Here is a 17,446-nt window from a genome sequence, read left to right as displayed (position 1 = left end):
TCATTCCTTTCCTGGTGCGCCGTGGATCGGGGCGCGCGTGAGGTGCAGGCGGGAGGCGTGGACCACGGGCGATCCGGGCAGCTCGCCGTCGACGACGACCTCCGCCGGTGCGGGGTGGCCGAGGAAGGCCAGCAGGCTCGCGTGCAGGCCGTAGGCCCCGGTGTTGGGGACCGCCAGCAGGTCTCCCGGAACGAGCTTGGGCAGCGGGGCGCGATGCGCCCAGGTGTCCAAGGGGGTGCACAACGGGCCGACGACGGTCGTCTCGGTCGCCTCGGCGGGATCGGGTGCGCGGCCGACGGCGAGCAGCTCGGGCAGCAACGGGGGCACCCGGCGCAGGCCGGACATGCCGCCGAGGTGGTTGATGCCGGACTCGAGCACGACGATTTCCCTGCCGTGTGAGCGTTTCGCGTCCAGCACGGCCGTGACGAGCGTGCCCGCCGTGCCGACCAGGTAGCGGCCCGACTCGAACGCGATCGCCGGGCGGCCCGCTCGCCAGCCGGGCACCTCGTCGTCGAAGAGTTCCTCCAGCCGTTCGCGCAAGCCGTCGAACGCGACCGCGGCGCCGGCTCGCGCGAACGGGGCGCCGAAGCCGCCGCCGAGGTCGAGGACCTCGATCCGGGCCCCTTCCGCCGCCAGCGCGGCGATCGTGCGCGTGGCGGTGCGCAGTGCGTGGCCGAACTGGGCGAAGAGGTCGTCGACGCGGACGAGGTTCGTGCCCATGTAGAGGTGCAGTCCCACGACCGGCGCGTTCGGCCCGCCCGTGAACCGTTCGGGTTCGGCGAGCACCCACGCGGTGTCCGCGCCGAACTGGGACGGCACACCGGTCATCGTCAGCCGCTGGCCGGGCGTCGGCTGGTCGTCGTTGACGCGCAGGAGGCAGCGCGCGCGGACGCCGAGGTTCGCGGCCAGCTTGTCCAGCTGGTCCAACGCCGACGGCGAGTCCACCGAGAACGTCCGGACACCCAGCCGGAGGGCGCTGGTCAGGTCGACGTCCCGCTTCCCGGGCCCGGTGTACAAGACGTCCGCGGCGGGCCAGCCCGCCTCGAGCGCCGCGTCGAGCTCGCCCGGCGAGCACACCTCGGGCTTCGCGCCACCTTCCCGCAGCGTGCCCAGCAGCGCCGGGTGCGGGTTCGCCTTGAGCGAGTAGTAGAGACTGCTTTGCCGGGGCAGGGCGGACCGCAGCCGGCGCGCGTTGCGCCGCACTTCGGCCACGTCGTACACGTAGGCGGGAGTGCCCACCCGGTGAAGCGCTTCCCGGACCGGGGGCGACGTGGTGATCCGCCGGCCCGGCCACGCTTCAGACATGCCGCGCCTCCTTGAGCAAGCTGGCCAGCCCGGTGCGGTCGACCTTCCCGTTGCGGGTCAGCGGAAGCTCGTCGATGATCACGCACCGGCGGGGGATCTTGAACTCTTCGATCTGCTCCCGCATGTCGGCCAGGAGCTGCTCGGCCGTCAGCGTGCCGGTCGCCACCAGCGCCGCGGGCTCACCGTTGCCGGGCAGCACCGCGGCCGACGCGCAACCGGGCACCCGGCGCGCGGCGGCCTCCACCTCGGTCGCGCTGACCCGGAAGCCACGCTCCTTGTAGATGTCGTCCCGGCGGCCCGAAAAGTAGAGGTAGCCCTCTTCGTCCACCCAGCCGTAGTCCCCGGTGCGCAGCTGTGGGAACAACCCGTCGGCCTTGGGGAAGCGCTGCTCGGTCAGTTCGGGCCGCCGCCAGTAGCCCGCCATCACGTTCGGCCCCCGCACGACGATTTCGCCGACCTCGCCCGGCGGCAGGCGCCGGCCCGAGCCGGCCACGACGAACACCTCGGTCCCCGGCAGCGCGCGACCGCACGAGCCCGGGCGGAGCAGGTCTTCGTCCGGGGGCATGATGGTGGCGCGCTTGCATTCGGTGAGCCCGAACATCAGCTGCACCCGCAGGCCGGGGATCGCCGCCCGCAAGGCGACGAGTGCCTCGGCGGGCATCGCCGCGCCCGTGCTGGTGAGCAGCCGCAGCGCCGGGGCCGGCCCGCCCCTGGAAAGCAGCCGGGCCAGCGCCTCCGCCACCGCCGGCACCGCCGCCAGGACGGTGGCGCCGGCCCGCACGAGGTTGCGGGCCAACGCCGGTCCGGCTTCCACCGGCTGCCCCAGCCGGACGTGCGCCCCACTGACCGCGCCGAGGAAAAGCTGGTAGAGCCCGTAGTCGAAGGACAGCGGCAGCGGCGAGTACACGACGTCGTCGTCCTGATAGGACAGTTGCGAGTGGATGGCGCGCACCGCGAAGACGGCTTGCTGGTGCGTGGTGACGACGGCCTTGGGCAGCGAGGTCGTGCCCGAGGTGTAGATCAGGCACACCGGGTCCACCGGAAGCGGCTCCTGGCCGGCCGGCGCGGCCCACGGCGTCGGCGCGCCGGTGAACGCGGTCTCGGCCAGCGCCGCGGCGTCGACCGCGTCGATCCCGCCGGCCCGGACGGCGTCGAGCACCGCGGGGTCGGTCCCGACGACCAGCGCGGGCTCGAAGTCGTCGAGCACGTGCGTCAGCGGCCGTCCGCGCACCTGCTCGTGCAGGAGGGTGAACACCGCCCCCACCCGGGCCGTCGCGTAGAGCAGCGCGGGCGTCAGCGGGGTGGGGCCGGCCACCACGACGACCCGGTCGCCGCGCCGCAGGCCGCGATCAGCGAGCCACCGGGCGAGCCGGTGGCTCGCCGCCGACAGCTCGGCGTGGGTGAGAGTGGTCCCGCCGCTGGTGACCGCGGGCCGGTCGGGCCGGCGGGCGGCGGCGTCGTCCAGCAGGTGCGCCAGCAGCGTGGGCTCGAGGTTCATCGGGCTCCTCCCGCGGCGCCGGCCGCTCCGGTGACCAGCCGGCACAGGCCGTCGAGGTGGTGCAGGTTCTCGGGCAGCAGGTCGTCCGGGTCGAACTCCACGTCGAGCTGGTCTTCCAGGCGGGCCACGACTTCGACCAGCCGCACGGAGTCGAAGCCCGGCAGCCGCGGGAGCTCGGGCTCGGCCAGCACCCGCTCGACCTTCGTGCCCAGCACCGCGGCGACGATCCCGGCGACCGTGTCGCGCACCGCGTCCGGCGAAGCTTCGACGGCGAACACCGCCCGGTCCGCGGCCAGTGCCGACCCCAGCCGGTCCAGCAGGCCGGACGGTTCCCGGCGGCCCCGCTCCACCCGGCGGGCCGCCAGGTAGGTCTGCTCGGTCAGCAGGTCCCATTCACGCAGGTGTTCTTCGACCGCATCGGTCGTCGCAATGCCCGCCCGGGCCCGGAAAGCGGCGTGCAGCTTGCGGGACCGGGCCAGCAGCCAGGTTTCCAGCGTGAGCCGGTGCAGCGCTGCCACGCGGTCGGTGTGCCCGGCGTAGGCGGCCAGGTAGGGGGCGGGGTCGGCCAGGTCGACGGCCGCGGTGGCCGTGGGCACGGTCGCGGCGGGCGCCAGCGCCACCACGTGGCCGGCGACGGGGAGCGCGGCCCAGTCCACCACCCAGTGGCCGGGCTCGGCGGCGCCCCACGGTGTCTGGTTCCGGTAGGCGTCGGTGATCGCGGCGCCTTCCGGGCCGCTGCCGACCAGGAAGCTGTGTTCCAGGTGCCGCTGCCCGTGGTAGGGCGTCCAGGGCAGGTCGTGGGCGTCGGCCACCACGTAGAGCTCGCCGTGCCGGCGGCTCAGGTCCGCGAGCCGCGCCGGGCCGGCTTGCTGCCACGTCGCCGTCACCGTGAGACCCAAGAGCCGGCCCGCGTCGGCGAGGTGCCCGGCGAGGTCCGGCTCGACGGTCGGCAGCCCGCCGCTGCCGGTGGTGGGCCGGAAGCGCAGGGTGGCTCCCAACGCCAGGTGGGTGCCCGGGCCGTGGTGGCGGTCGGCCAGGACCGCCAGGTTGGCCTGCAGGCAGTCCAGCAGCTGCGCCTCGACCGCGAGGTCGGCGGACGACGATGGACCTTCCTGCACGAGCGTCATATCCACTCCCAAGTCTCAGCACTTCAGCTCGCGGGGCGCCTGCTCGGCTGCGACTGATTCTTCTGATCGCCACCGGAAACGGTCTACTCCAGGACTGCTTTCGAAACCGGCCGCGCGGCCGCGGTGCCATCGAGCACGAATGAAGGCGCTCCGGGATCGAAGCGGTGCTTACCCTCTTGATCAGGTTCGCCGAAGGGCTCACGGGCGAACTTGCAATAACCGTGACGACAAGGGGCCATCGATGTACAGCGAGTCGTACCAGCGCAGTCTCGAAGATCCGGAAGGCTTCTGGCTCGAGGCGGCCCAAGCTGTCGACTGGACCCGGCCGCCGACCCGGGGGATGGACTCGGCGCACGCGCCGTCGCACCGCTGGTTTCCCGACGGCGAGCTGAACACCGCGTTCAACGCGCTCGACCGGCACGTGCGGGACGGGAATGGCGACCGGCCGGCGCTGATCTGGGATTCACCGGTCACGAACACCGTGCGCCGCTACACTTTCGCGGAATTGCGGGACGAAGTCGCCCGGTTCGCGGGCGCGCTCGTTTCGCTCGGGGTCGGGAAAGGCGACCGGGTGCTCGTCTACCTCCCGGTGGTGCCCGAAGCCGCGATCGCGATGCTGGCCTGCGCCCGGATCGGCGCGGTGCATTCGGTGGTGTTCGGCGGGTTCGCGCCCAAGGAGCTCGCGGCGCGGATCGACCACGCCGAGCCGAAGGTCATCGTGGCCGCGTCGTGCGGGATCGAACCCACCCGGATCGTCGAGTACAAGCCGATCATCGACGAGGCGCTGCGGGGCACGACCCACCAGCCGGACACGGTCGTTGTCCTGCAACGAGACCGAGCCCGGGCGGAACTGGGCGAACGCGACGTCGACTGGGCCGCGCTGGTCGCGGCGGCGTCTCCGGTCGACCCGGTTCCCGTGGCGGCGACCGACCCCCTGTACATCCTCTACACCTCCGGCACGACCGGCCGGCCGAAGGGCGTCGTGCGCGACACCGGCGGGCACGCGGTGGCGCTGGCGTGGTCGATGCACGCGGTCTACGACGTCCACCCCGGGGACGTGTGGTGGGCGGCGTCCGACATCGGCTGGATCGTCGGCCACTCCTACATGGTGTACGCGCCCCTGCTGATCGGTGCGACCACCGTGATGTACGAAGGGAAACCGGTCGGCACGCCCGACGCGGGCGCGTTCTGGCGGGTCATCGCCGAGCACGGCGTGAAGGCGTTGTTCGTCGCGCCGACGGCGTTGCGCGCGATCAAGAGGGTCGACCCGGACGGCCTCGAGCTCGCCAAGCACGACCTCAGCCGGTTCGCCACCCTGTTCATGGCGGGCGAGCGGCTCGATCCGGAGACCTACCACTGGGCGCGAGAGAAACTCGGCACCCCGGTGATCGACCACTGGTGGCAGACCGAAACCGGCTGGCCGATGGCGGCGAATCCGCGTGGCCTCGAGCCGATGCCGGTCAAGCCCGGGTCGGTGACGAAGCCGGTGCCCGGCTGGGACGTGCGGATCCTCGACAAGGCGGGCGAGCGGCTCCCGCCGGGCCGGGAAGGCGCGATCGCCGTCAAGCTGCCGTTGCCGCCGGGATCGCTGCCGACGCTGTGGCAGGACGACGAGCGCTACCGGGAGGCCTACCTGTCGCGCTACGACGGCTACTACCTCACCGGTGACTCGGGCTACCTCGACGAAGACGGGTACCTGTTCGTCATGGGCCGCACCGACGACGTCATCAACGTCGCCGGGCACCGGCTCTCGACCGGTGCCATGGAGGCCGTCCTCGCCGCGCACCCCGCCGTCGCGGAGTGCGCGGTCATCGGGATCAGGGACCAGCTCAAAGGCCAGTTGCCACGCGGTTTCGTGGTCCTGAAGTCCGGTGTCGAAGTCGACGAGGAGGCCCTGCGGGCGGAACTGGTCGCCATGGTGCGCCGCGACATCGGCCCGGTCGCCGCGTTCCGCGACGTGACCGTGGTGGAGGCGCTGCCGAAGACCCGCTCCGGCAAGATCCTGCGGAAGACGATGCGCCGCATCGCCGACGGCCGCGACGAGCCGGTCCCCTCGACGATCGAAGACCCGGACGTCCTTGAGGCGCTGAAAGCGGTGCTGCGCGGGACTCCGGCCGAGCAGCGGCGCGCCGCGTAGCGCGCCTCACCGGCGCCCCGGCACGGGGGGTGTTCTTATGACGCTGCTATGTGGCGTCAAGGGGTTGCAGGCGCGGTGCTGTGATGTCGCTGGAGTGTGTGGAAGAGCTGGCGCGCGATGATCCGCTTGAGACAGCGTTTGATTTCTCGGAGGGTCTTGCCTTCGGCCGGCCGGCGGGTGATGTAGTCGCGGGTCGCGGGGTCGATTCGGCTGCGGGTGAGCACGATGATGTGGAGTGCTCGGTTGAGTTGACGATCACCGCCTCGGTTGAGGCGATGGCGGTTGGTCAGGCCCGAGGAGGCGGGGATTGGTGCGGCGCCGGCGAGGCTGGCGAACGCCGCTTCTGAGCGGAGCCTGCCGTGGTGGGACCAGCTGATCAGGATCTGAGCGGCGCTCAGGGCTCCGACGCCGGGCAGCTGCGCCGGCTCGGGGTGAACGTCGTCGACCAAGCGGGCGATGTCGCGTTCGAGCTCGTTCGCCTCGGTCTTGAGTGCTTGGATGCGGTGGGCGGTAGCGCGCATCGCCCGGATGGTGGTGCGGTGCTCGAGGTCCTGGGGGCGTCAGTCATGCCGGGCCTGGCGACCACAGCTCCTTGATCAGGAACTACGGAAAAGGTAACGGGGGTTCAAAGCCAGCCGGCCTCGACGGCGATCCGGATCGCGTCGACCCGGTTGCGCGCGTTGAGCTTGCTCACCACCGACGTCAGGTGGTTGCGGACCGTGCCGGGGGAGAGGAACAGCTCGGCCGCGATCTCCTCCGCCTTCCGGCCGCTCGCGGCCAGCCGCAGGACCTCGAGCTCCCGGTTCGTCAGCGGGCAGTCGGCGGTGTCCCACGCCGTCAGGGCCAGCTGGCTGTCCAGCACCCGGCCGCCGGCGGCGACGTCGCGGATCGCGTCCGCCAGCTTGTCCGACGGGGAGTCCTTGAGCATGAAGCCGTTCACGCGGCTCGTCAGCGCCCGGCGAACCGTGCCGGGCCGGCCGAGGCTGGTCAGGATCAGGGTGCGGCAGTCCGGCAGGTTTTCGTGGATCTCGGTCGCCGCCGTCAGGCCGTCCTTGCCGGGCAGGTCGATGTCGATGACCGCCACTTCGACCTGGTGCCGCCGCGCGGCCGGCAGGATCTCGTCACCCGAGGCCACCCCGGCGACCACTTCGATGTCGGGCTCGAGGCCCAGCAGCGCGATCAAGGCACCGCGGACCATGTGCACGTCCTCGGCGACCAGCACCTTGATCACTGCGCGTCCCCCCTTCGGGCCGGCCGGCCCCGGATCTCCCTTGAAGGGCTGGGGACATGCTATCGCCGGTGGGCGATCTCGAACGGGGGAACCGTCCACGCGCAGGTCGAGCGGGCCGGGATGCCGGCCGACCGGCATCCCGACCCGCTCGATCAGCGGCTGAGGGCGCGCCCGGCCCGGAGCGGGACTTCCACCGGATCCGGGAGCGCTGACCCGGTCCGCCGCTCGGACCGGGCGAGCCACCAGTGCGCGATGACCAGGTTGGCGATCCAGCCGCACCAGCCGACGATGTCCAGGTAAGAGGGGACGTCGAGGTTCGGCGCCACGATCGACAGCACGACGCCGAGCAGCCGCATCGACACGGCGTCCAGCGCGAGCGCCAGACTGTAGACCCGGTAGCGCCGGTACTCGGCCCAGCGTCCCTGCCGGGCCATCCGGTACGCGACCACCGTCGCGATGAGCCAGAAAGCCTCGAAGTAGATCCGCCCGTTCCAGCCCGCGCCGCCGCCCACGGCGGCCAGGAGCACACCGCCGAGCACCACGGCGGGCAGCACCGCGCCGAAGAGGTGAATGTGGATCGCCGCGGACCGGATCCGCCGCGGCGGACGGCACTGGACGATCCCGAGCACCAGCGCCAACGCCGTGAACGCGCTGTACCACGGCAGGACCGACGCGTAGCCCGCCGGCGTGCCGGCGTGCCGGACGGCCGACATCAGCCAGTCGAGGGGCAGGAACGGCACAACCGCCAGGACGGCTGCTCCCACCACGACCGGCGCCGTCAGCTTGCCGGCCGGCGCGGCCTGCTTGGGTGACCTCCGCCGTCGTTCGAGCCACCAGAACGCTCCCAGGAGGGTGGCCGTCCAGGCGCCCCAGCTGATCATGTCGAGGAACTCGTCCGACGTCACCTGCGCGGAGGTGAACGCGAGGAGCAAGAACGAGAGGAGCCGGGCCGTGAAGACGTCCAAGGTCAGCGCGAAGCTGTAGATCATGTACCGCCGGTGCTCGGCCCAGCGGCCCTGCCTGGCCTTCCAGTACCCGATGACGGTGGTGGCCACCCAGAGCGCGTCGAGGACGACCCGGCTCATCCACGACGCACCCTGGTCGTCGCCCATGACGAAGACGAGCCCGGTCGCCATCGCGGCCGAGGGCACGACTCCGGCGAAGATGTAGACCCGGCCGCTGATCCGGTGCACGGCCGGGTGCCGCCGCCGCAGCCACGGCCAGACCTGCAGGGCCGCGGTGATCAAGGCGATCGAGCCGAAGGTGACGTGCAGGACCAGCAGCGGGTACTTGACGTGGTTCCCGGCCGGGATCGGCACCGATGCCTTGGCCGGATCGAGGTCGATGTAGGCCGGCCACATGGTCAGCAACGTCGCGACGACGGCGACCGCGAGCGGAAGCATCCACGGTCGCCGCCACCACCGGCGGGGGGCGGGTGTCCCGGTCGGTCTCGGCGTCCCCGGCCCGGTCTGCTCCCGAGCGGTGGTGGTGTCGGACGTCACGTCAGCTCCTTAGTTCACCGGCTCGGTGGGGTTCCGGCCGAGGTCAGTACGAGGCGACCGGCTGCCGGGCACGCCGGGCGGTGCGCACGAGCCACCACTGCACGAGCAGGACGTTGACGATCCAGCCGAGCCAGGTGCCCGCCTCGCCCATCAGGATGGGGTCCGGCGAGAGGCCGAGGACGATCGATCCGATCGCGAGCAGGCGAGCCCACACCGCCTGGAGGGCGAACGCGAAGCTGTAGAGCATCCAGCGGCGGTGGGCGGACCAGCGACCCTGCCGCGCCCGGAGGAAGCCCACCGCGGTGGTGACACCCCAGAACACGCCCGCGGTGATGACGCCGAGGACGCCGTGGGAGCTCGTGGCCATGAACGAGAGGACCACGCTCAGCACGGCGGCGGGCAGCGCGCCGGCGAACACGTAGACGCGGCCGCTGATCCGGTGGGCCTTCGGGTGGCGCTCACGCAGCCACGGCCACATCTGCAGGCAGAGGGTGAGCAGCGCGATCGTGGCGGTGGCGATGTGCACGATCAGCAGGGGGTAGCGCGCGGGGATGACCGTGACGTTCGGGATCCGTCCCTGGCTGGGATCCAGCCCGAGGTATGGCGGTAGCAGGAACAACAGGAACGCCAGGACCAGCGCCACGAGCGGCACCATCGACCGGGCCTGCGCGGCCCGGGAACGGCGAGGACCGACCGGCAACGGGTCGGTGTCGGACCGGGCACCGGTCTTTTCCACCAGCTGTGTCATGGGACGTCCTTCGTGTGGCAGTCAGGTGAGCTTGAAACCCCAAGGTATGGCGGCCTCGACGGCCGCTCTTCTCATCGATTGTCCGGCTGGGAAAAGGTTTCGTGAGCGGCACGGCGCCGGAGGCAGCGTTGTGGACACCGCTCCGACGCCGGCCGTCCGCGTCGTCAGCGGCCGATCTTCACGATCTTCCGGACCAGGTCGTTGCGCAGGTACAGCGGCAACCACGCCAGCACTCCGGTGCCGACCACCATCACGTAGTTGGGGAACACCGGCATGCCGATGCGGAAGTGCGCGCACAGCGCCCCGCCCAGGAAGCCGGTCAACATCACCGCGCCCAGGATCTCCGTGCGCGGCACCAGGTACACCAGCAGGCAGACCGCCAGCGTGGCGCCGACGATCGGGGTGCTGCCGCGGGTGAAGCCCATCGCCATCACGGATTCCTCCATGTACGGCACCCGTAGCAGCTTGACGACCGCGATGTAGCCCAAGAACAGCGCCGTCACCACCGTGAGGCCCCACGAGACCGTGGTCGTGGTCCGGCTCGCAGTGCGGCTGGGCCCTTCAGCGATCAGCATGTGATCGCTCCTTTCGCTCGAATTCACACCAGGTGTTCGTCACCCGCACCGTCGATCGACTTCTGAAACACGCGCCGAGCCGGGCTACGACGCCGGGAGCAACGCAGCCCTGGCCGCCCGCCGGCGCCGAGCCGTCCAGAACAGCCAGGCCTGCACCAGCAGGAGATTGGTGACCCAGCCGCCCCAGCCCGCGATGATCATGAACGCGTCCCGGCCGATCACGTCCGGGTACAACGGCATGAAGACGATCTGGAGGAACCGGGTGGAGAAAGCGTCCATCGTCAGCGCGAAGCTGGAGAGCATGAACCACCGGTGCATCCGGACGTTCCGGCGTTTGATGGCCAGCACGCCGAGCGCCGTCGTCGTCACCCAGAGCACCGCGAGCACGACCCGCGACAACCAGCCGAACACGGGCGGTCCGTAGATCATGGGGAGCAGCAGCGCGGCGAGCGCCGCGCTGGGCGCCACCCCGCCGACGACGTAGACCCGGCCGGCCCAGCGGTGGACGCGGGGGTGCCGTCGGCGCAGCCATGGCCACACCTGGAGGACGACCGTGAGCACCGCGATCGTGCCGAACGTGATGTGCGCGATCAGGATCGGGTACTTCATCGGGTGTTCGGCCGGGAGTGGTGCGACGCTGGCGACCCGGGGGTCGAACGTGATGTAGGTCGACCAGCAGTAGATCACCGCTGCGACCGCGACCGCGGCCAGGGGCAGTATCCAGGGGCGGCGCCACCATGCGGTGGCGCCCCTGTCCGGCCCGGACGGTGTCGACCGGGTGGGCGGCTGCAGCGTCGTGCTCATCGGCCCCTCGTTCCTTCCCCGGCCGCAACGGTTTCGTCGGTGCCGGAACTCATGCCCCGGCCACCTGGCGGGCGAACGCACGCACGTCGTCGACGAAGTCGGCGGGCCGCTCCATCGCCCCGAAGTGGCCGCCGCGCTCGAACTCCGTCCACCGCACGATCGTCGGGTAGTCGCGCTCGGCGAACGCGCGGATGGGCGCGGCCGGGTCTTCCCCGAACGCCGCGACGGCGACCGGCACCCGCACCGGGGCGAGTTCGACACCCGGGGTGAAGAGGGCGCCGAGGTGGGCGGCCGACTCGTAGTACATCTGCGCGGCCGACCCGCCCGTGGCGGTCAGCCAGTAGATCGACGCGTTGGCGAGCAGACGTTCGCGGCTGACGACGTCCTCGGGAACCTTCGCCGAGGTGTTCCACTCCTGGAACTTCTCCACCACCCACGCCAGCTGGCCGACCGGGGAGTCGGCGAGCCCGAAGGAAACCGTGTCGGGCCGGGTCGACTGGATCTTCATGTACCCCGAGCCCACGGCGTCGAACTGGCCGAAGGCGGCCAGCCGGGCGAGATCGGTCTCGTCGAGACCGGCCAGCTCCTGCGGGTCCCCGCTCGGCGTCGCGAGGACCATCGACACGTGGGCGCCGAGCACGTGCTCGGGATCGATGCGACCGAGCTCGAGCGAAACCAGCGAGCCCCAGTCCCCGCCGGCGGTCAGGTAGGACTCGTAGCCGAGCCGGGACATCAGTTCGGCCCAGGCGGCCGCCACCTTCTCCACGCCCCAGCCCGGCTGCGCGCAGGGACCGGAGAAACCGTGGCCCGGCAACGAGGGGACGACGACGTGGAACGCGTCCGCGGGGTCGCCGCCGTGCCGGCGCGGGTCGGTGAGCGGCCCGATGGCGTCCAGGAACTCGACGACCGATCCCGGCCAGCTGTGCGTCAGGAGCAGGGGACGGGCGTTCGGTTCCGGCGACTTGGCGTGCAGGAAGTGGATGGTCGTGTCGTCGATCTCGGTCCGGAACTGCGGAACGGCGTTGAGCTCGCTTTCCGCGGCCCGCCAGTCGAACTGGGTGCGCCAGTGCTCGGCCAGCTCGCGCAGGTAGCGCACGGGCACCCCCCGCTCCCAGTCCTTGCCCGGCCCGTCGGCGGGCCACCGGGTGGCGTCGAGGCGACGGCGGAGGTCGTCGAGGTCGTGGTCCGAGATGGTGATGCGGAAGGTTTCCATGTCGATATGGTGCTGCGTGCCGGGACCGCTGACATCTCTTGGATTGCCCGGTGCGCAAGCACATCCGGGCCCGCGGCGGACACACGGCACCGGCCGGCCACCGACCACCCGGGAGCGGGTAGCCGGGGCCGGCCGGGGTGGTGCTACGCCGCCCGGTGCGCGGCGGTCATCCGCTCCAGGATCGGCACGGTCTCGGCGGGGCTGGGCGTGGCCAGCAGCTCGCGCCGCAGCCGCTCCGCGCCCTGCCCGAACGACGGTTCGGTGAGCACGCGCTGGATCGCCTCGCGCATCTCGAACACGTCGGGGTGGCTGACGTTGATCACCACGCCGGCCCCGGACTCGGTCACGTACCGGGCGGCCCCGGGCCCCAGCGAGTACCGGGACCGGGCCGTCTGCCCCTGGAGGAGCTCGGTCGTCGTGATCTTGTGATCGGCGAAGTCGACGACGATCTGCCGGACGCCGTTGGCGATGGCCGGCAGGGCGGTCCCCATCCCGCCGTGGTGGATGAGCAGCGCACAGGTCGGCATCAGCTGGTTGAGCGGGATGAAGTCGACCACGCGGACGTTGTCCGGGATCTTCCCGACCGCGGAGAGCTGGAGCCGGTTGAGCGTCGCCACCACTTCGACGTCCAGTTCGGACAGTGCCTCGAACAGGGCCGGGATGTGGTCCCAGCCGCCTTCCATGAAGGAGCGTTCCGATAGCCCGAGCGAGATCGCCACCCGAGGGCGGTCCGGGGCCCGGTACAGCCACTCCGGCATGGCTTCCTGCCGGGAGTGCGGGATCCAGCGCACGGACTGCGTGTGGGCGGAGACCTCGGGACCGAAGGTGGCCGGCTGCGGGTTGACCGTCCACTGCCCGAGCAGCAGTTCGCGGTCGACGGTCACCCCGTAGCGTTCGGCGAGCGGGCGGACGGATTCGGCCAGGGGGTTGTCCAGGGGTGGGCCGTCGGTGGCGTTGTCGTGCGCGTCGATCAGGTCGATGCCCTTGCAGAAGACGTCCGGGGCCGTCCACCAGCGAGCGTGCGCCGCGCCGCTGACGCGTGCGGCCACCGCGGCGCCGGGAACGGTCGGGTCCCACAGCACGAGGTCGGGCCGCCAGGTGCGGGTGAAGGAGACGAGCCCGTCCATGGCGGGCATCGGGTCGTCCGCACTTCCCCGGTACGGGAGGAAGTCCCACATCGACGGCACGTAATACTGCGTGAGCACGTCCCAGTGCTCGCGATCCGGGTGGTCCGGCGCCAGCCCGAGGCCTTCGGTGATGCGGGCGAGGTCCGCGCGTTCCTCCTCGTAGGCGCCGCCGGGGCCGACGAGCCCTGGCATGCTGTCCGCGTCGCACACCGACACGGGGGTGAGCCCCATCGAGGCGACCTCCGCGGCGATCGCCGGATGGGAGGCGACGCAGACCTCGTGCCCTGCTGCCTTCAGCGCCCACGCCAGCGGAACCAGCGGGTACAGGTGTGCCGGTGCCGGCCAGATGACAAACGCTACACGCATCGACTGCTCCTCAGAAACGCGGTGGACGCAAGGAAATCGGAACCTCAGCCCATCGTGCCGACGGCGCGCTCGTGGTGGCGTCCTCTTGATTGCGCACGGCTTCGGGCGGGAGCGCAGCTGTCTGCGCCCCCGCCCGGAGCCTGCGTCACGAGTGTCCTATTCGGACGGTTGGGGAGCGGGCGCCCGCTCGGCCCGCTGCCGGCGGGGCGCGAGTGACACGGCGGCTCCGACGAGCAGCACGGTGATTCCCGCACTGATCGCCGCGGCCAGGTGCATGCCGCTGGTGTAGGCCCCGCGTGCCTGGGTCACGAGCTCGCCGGCCGCCGAGGGATCCAGCCGGCCCGCGGCCTGGAGCGCGCCGGGGAGGTTGTCGCGAGCGGCCGGGACCGGCGAATCCTGCATGACCGACTCGTAGACCACCGCCGCGGCCGTGCCCAGGCCGGCGATCCCGAACGCGCTGCCCATCTCGATGCAGGTCTGGCTCAGCCCGGTCACCGCGCCGGCGCTCTCGGTCGGCGCGGCGCCCAGCACGAAGTCGGTGCCCAATGGCCCGCAGACACCGATGCCGCCCTGCACCAGGATCAGGCCGGCGACGAGGAGCGCCAGGTCGCCGCCGGAAACCTGGGTGAGCACGAGGAATCCGACCACCGCGACGGCCACTCCGGCGATCATCACGCGAGCCGCGGTGAACCGGCGGGCCAGGACCGGCGCCAGCAGGGAGGCCAGGACGAGCGTCCCGGCCGCGGGAACCGACCACAGGCCGGCCTCCCCGGGCGAGAGTCCGAGAACCTGCTGCAGGTACTGGCTCGTCAGCAGCAACGTGCCGGCCATCACGAGCGAGCCGAACATCATGAACAGCAACCCGACGGTGAACGGCCGGGTGCGGAACAGGCGGAGGTCCAGCATCGGCACGGCCAGGCCGAGCTGCCGCCGGACGAAGACCAGCCCGACGGCGAGGCCGATGACGAGGAACACGATGTTGTCCGTGGCGATCCCGTTCCTGGCGACGTCCTTGAGCCCGTGCACCAGGGACAGGACCGCGACCAGCACCAGCGCCATGCTCGGCAGGTCGACCCGCGCCGCCCGGGGGTTGCGCACCTCCGGAATGGTCAGCGGCCCGGCGGCGAGCAGGGCCACCATGACCGGAGTCCCGATCAGGAAGGCCGAGCCCCACCAGAACGTGCTCAGCAGCAGCCCCCCGACCGCCGGGCCGACCGCCGTGCCGCCCATGAAGCAGCTGACGTAGATGCCGATCGCCAGCTGGCGCTGCTTCGGCTCCGGGAACATCTCGGTGACCAGCGCGAGGGCGTTGGGCAGCATCATCGCCCCGGCGACACCCAGCACGCCACGGGTCGCGATCAACATCTCGGGGTTGACCGAGTAGGCCGCGACGATCGACGCCACGCCGAACACCGCGGCGCCGATCAGCATCAGCCGCTTGCGCCCGAAGCGGTCGCCCAGCGCGCCCATGGGGACGAGGCACGCGGCGAGCACGAACGCGTAGATGTCACCGATCCAGAGCAGCTCGAGGCTGCTCGTGTGGAGGTCGGCGCTCAGGCTCGGCAGGGCCAGGAAGAGCACGCTGAGGTCCAGTGAGAGCAGGAACGGCACGAAGGCGAGGACGGCGAGACCCACCCAGGCCCGGCGACCGGCCCGCGCACTGGACACATCTTTTGCTGGGGTAGACACGGAACACCTCTTGGAACGTCTTGGCGAAGCGCGGCCGCCTCGTCGAGGCCGCGCGGAGTGGTTATACGTCGTGCAGCACGCGCGGCTCCGGAAGCGGGACGACGAACTTCCCACGGAACCCTTCCGCGCGCAGCCGGGGAACGATCTCGTCGAAGATGTGCCAGGACAGCAGAAGCGCGTACTCCGGCTGATCGGGACCGCACAGAACTTCCTGGCCGACGATCGGGATGTGCGCCCCCGGCAGGAGCTTGCCGATCTTGCGGGGACCGATGTCCGAGATGTACTCGAGGTCGGCCGGCCCCAGCCCGCAGTAGGTGAGCATGGTGATCGCGCGCCCGGGCGCGGAAGCACCCGCGATGCGCGAGCCGTCACCGGCGATCCGCTTCAGCTCGAGCCGGAGCTCGTCCCGGTGGTTCTGCACCTGAGTGGCGAAGGCGGCGTAGATCGCCCTGTCGGTGAGGCCGAGGGAGTCCTCGCGCCGGCGCAGGTCGGTGACCGACGCTTCGATCCCGTGTGCGCCCTGGAAGCCCGCGTAGACGCGGAACGATCCGCCGTGCGTGGCCAGGTTTTCGACCCGGAACACCTCGAGCCCGTGCATCTCCAGCAATGCCTGGAGAGCGGTCAACGAATAGTTCCTCGGGTGCTCGTGGTAGGCGAAGTCGTACTGCAGGCCGTCGAGCAGGTCCGGCAGGTAGTGGGACTCGGAGACGAACACCCCGTCGGCACCCAGGATCGCGCACACCCCGTCGACGACGTCGTGCGCGTCGGTGACGTGGGCGAACGAGTTGAGCGCCACGACGAGGTCCGCCGCACCGTTGGTCACGCGCAGCCGCTTCGCCACCTCGGAGCTGAAGTAGTCCGGCACGACCTTCGAGCCGCGCGACGACTCCGTGCCACAGGGATCGACCCCGAGCACCTCGAACCCGCGCTCGGCCAGTGCGTCGAGCAGGGTGCCGTCGTTGCTCCCGATCTCGACCACGGATCCGGGCCGTGCGGCCGGTTCCCGCAGCGACGCCAGCGTGTCCGCGAGTCCCTCCAGATGCGTCCGGAAGCTCGCGACCAGGCCGGCCTGGTGGTGGTACTCACCGGCGAACAGGATGCGCTCGCTGACCTGCTCCATGACCTGGACCAGGCTGCACCGCGGGCAGAAGCCGAGCTCCAGCGGCCACAACTGCTCGGCCTCGGCCTCCTGCGTGTCCGCCGGGAAGTGGAAGGCCGGCTGCAAGCCCAGCGACAGGAACCCCTCGACCTCGACGTCCTGACACGTTTGACAGAGCGTCGACCGATCGTTATCGATGGACATGTCCGCGGTCCTTCCCGCTGTCGATTGCGACTTCAGTCGTCGTGGACTGAGTCGTACTGCGTGCGCAACTTCAGCCACCCGCCCGGGTTTCCGGCCTCGTTGCGGCCAAGCGGTGCGCGGTCGAGCCACTGCAGCGCCGCGTTGAGCACATCCAGCCCACGGGTGTAGGCGGAGTAGGTGTGGAACAGTTCGCCCCCGGCCCGGGCGAACGCGCTCATGCCCGGCGTGTCGACCGGCGCGTGCTCGGGCCCGAGCGGCAGCGCGCGGTAGTTGTGCTCGGCCCCGGCGGCCAGCGCGTCCTCGTCGTAGAAAACTTCGAAGTCGGCGTTGAAGTCGCTGCCTTGGGAGGAGACGAGCGGCAGCGTCCAGCCCTGACGCTTGCCGAACGCGGCGATGTCTTCGATGGGACTGCGGCAGATCACCGCGACGGCGACGTCGTGGCCCTGCAGGTGCGCCGCGAACCCGTCGAGCCCGTCGATCATGGACGCGCACGCGGGGCAGCTCGTGTTCATCATGTGGTAGACGAGGAGCTGGCTGCGGCCCGCGAACAGGTCGCCGAGGCTCGCCGGCCCGTCCGGGGTCTGGAAGGCGTAGTCCTTGCCCACCCGCACCCACGGCAGGTCCGCGCGCCGCGCGGCCAGTTCGTCCGCTCGCCGGGTGAGTTCCTTTTCGGCCTCGAGCAGCGCGATCCGTTCGGTCCGCCACTCCGCACGCGTGCCGATCCTGTGCTCAGTGCGCTCTACCACGTCGGAATTCCTTTGTCCGTCGGTCGGGGGGACGGCGGCGTCCGGCAAACAGACGCCACAGGAACGAGGATCCCG

15 protein-coding genes are annotated in these 17,446 nt (G+C 71.3%); 1 reads left to right on the top strand and 14 read right to left on the bottom strand.

What is annotated here, in order from left to right:
• From M8542_RS11830 to M8542_RS11820, 3 genes are read right to left on the bottom strand one after another with little or no spacing between them, the layout of a single operon-like run.
• The gene (locus M8542_RS11830; protein WP_257920120.1) at positions 1–1,305 is read right to left on the bottom strand and encodes a type III PLP-dependent enzyme domain-containing protein; all 1,305 of its coding nucleotides are present in this window, start codon (positions 1,303–1,305) and stop codon (positions 1–3) included.
• Positions 1,298–2,803, bottom strand: coding sequence for a class I adenylate-forming enzyme family protein (locus tag M8542_RS11825; protein WP_257920119.1), 1,506 nt, complete (start codon positions 2,801–2,803; stop codon positions 1,298–1,300). The genes M8542_RS11830 and M8542_RS11825 overlap by 8 nt, the downstream gene beginning before the upstream one ends.
• Positions 2,800–3,930 carry a phosphopantetheine-binding protein gene (locus tag M8542_RS11820; protein WP_257920118.1) on the bottom strand — a complete coding sequence of 377 codons (1,131 nt, stop codon included), beginning with the start codon at positions 3,928–3,930 and terminating at the stop codon, positions 2,800–2,802. Before M8542_RS11820 ends, M8542_RS11825 begins: the two co-directional genes overlap by 4 nt.
• Positions 3,931–4,171: 241 nt before the next feature.
• Between M8542_RS11820 and M8542_RS11815 the strand changes: the two genes are divergently transcribed.
• Complete coding sequence (locus M8542_RS11815; RefSeq protein WP_257920117.1) at positions 4,172–6,067, top strand: propionyl-CoA synthetase; 1,896 nt, start codon at positions 4,172–4,174, stop codon at positions 6,065–6,067.
• Positions 6,068–6,123: 56 nt separating this feature from the next.
• Here M8542_RS11815 and M8542_RS11810 read toward each other — a convergent pair whose 3' ends face one another.
• From M8542_RS11810 to M8542_RS11760, 11 genes are all read right to left on the bottom strand, one after another.
• On the bottom strand, positions 6,124–6,588 hold the full coding sequence (locus M8542_RS11810; RefSeq protein WP_257920116.1) for a transposase: 465 nt from the start codon (positions 6,586–6,588) through the stop codon (positions 6,124–6,126).
• 104 nt (positions 6,589–6,692) lie between these two features.
• The gene (locus M8542_RS11805; protein WP_257920115.1) at positions 6,693–7,298 is read right to left on the bottom strand and encodes a response regulator transcription factor; all 606 of its coding nucleotides are present in this window, start codon (positions 7,296–7,298) and stop codon (positions 6,693–6,695) included.
• Between the two features lie 152 nt (positions 7,299–7,450).
• Positions 7,451–8,701, bottom strand: coding sequence for a DUF2306 domain-containing protein (locus M8542_RS11800; protein WP_257920114.1), 1,251 nt, complete (start codon positions 8,699–8,701; stop codon positions 7,451–7,453).
• Between the two features lie 142 nt (positions 8,702–8,843).
• Positions 8,844–9,548 carry a DUF2306 domain-containing protein gene (locus M8542_RS11795; protein ID WP_257920113.1) on the bottom strand — a complete coding sequence of 235 codons (705 nt, stop codon included), beginning with the start codon at positions 9,546–9,548 and terminating at the stop codon, positions 8,844–8,846.
• Between the two features lie 164 nt (positions 9,549–9,712).
• Positions 9,713–10,123: a DoxX family protein gene (locus M8542_RS11790; RefSeq protein WP_257920112.1), complete on the bottom strand. Its 411-nt coding sequence runs from the start codon at positions 10,121–10,123 to the stop codon at positions 9,713–9,715.
• An 84-nt stretch (positions 10,124–10,207) separates the two neighbouring features.
• Positions 10,208–10,927: a DUF2306 domain-containing protein gene (locus M8542_RS11785; protein WP_257920111.1), complete on the bottom strand. Its 720-nt coding sequence runs from the start codon at positions 10,925–10,927 to the stop codon at positions 10,208–10,210.
• Between the two features lie 49 nt (positions 10,928–10,976).
• Positions 10,977–12,140, bottom strand: a complete 1,164-nt coding sequence (locus M8542_RS11780) for an epoxide hydrolase family protein (protein WP_257920110.1) — start codon at positions 12,138–12,140, stop codon at positions 10,977–10,979.
• 143 nt (positions 12,141–12,283) lie between these two features.
• On the bottom strand, positions 12,284–13,633 hold the full coding sequence (locus M8542_RS11775) for a nucleotide disphospho-sugar-binding domain-containing protein (RefSeq protein WP_257920109.1): 1,350 nt from the start codon (positions 13,631–13,633) through the stop codon (positions 12,284–12,286).
• Positions 13,634–13,789: 156 nt separating this feature from the next.
• Positions 13,790–15,301 carry an MFS transporter gene (locus M8542_RS11770; RefSeq protein WP_257920108.1) on the bottom strand — a complete coding sequence of 504 codons (1,512 nt, stop codon included), beginning with the start codon at positions 15,299–15,301 and terminating at the stop codon, positions 13,790–13,792.
• Between the two features lie 82 nt (positions 15,302–15,383).
• Entirely contained in the window at positions 15,384–16,625 is a 1,242-nt protein-coding gene (locus tag M8542_RS11765) for a class I SAM-dependent methyltransferase (RefSeq protein ID WP_257920107.1), read from the bottom strand.
• A gap of 32 nt (positions 16,626–16,657) precedes the next feature.
• On the bottom strand, positions 16,658–17,371 hold the full coding sequence (locus M8542_RS11760) for a DUF899 domain-containing protein (protein WP_257920106.1): 714 nt from the start codon (positions 17,369–17,371) through the stop codon (positions 16,658–16,660).
• Between the last annotated feature and the right edge of the window lie 75 nt (positions 17,372–17,446).

Source organism: Amycolatopsis iheyensis, from assembly GCF_024703995.1.
Lineage (GTDB): Bacteria > Actinomycetota > Actinomycetes > Mycobacteriales > Pseudonocardiaceae > Amycolatopsis > Amycolatopsis iheyensis.
This window is presented reverse-complemented; position numbering and strand designations above follow the sequence as displayed.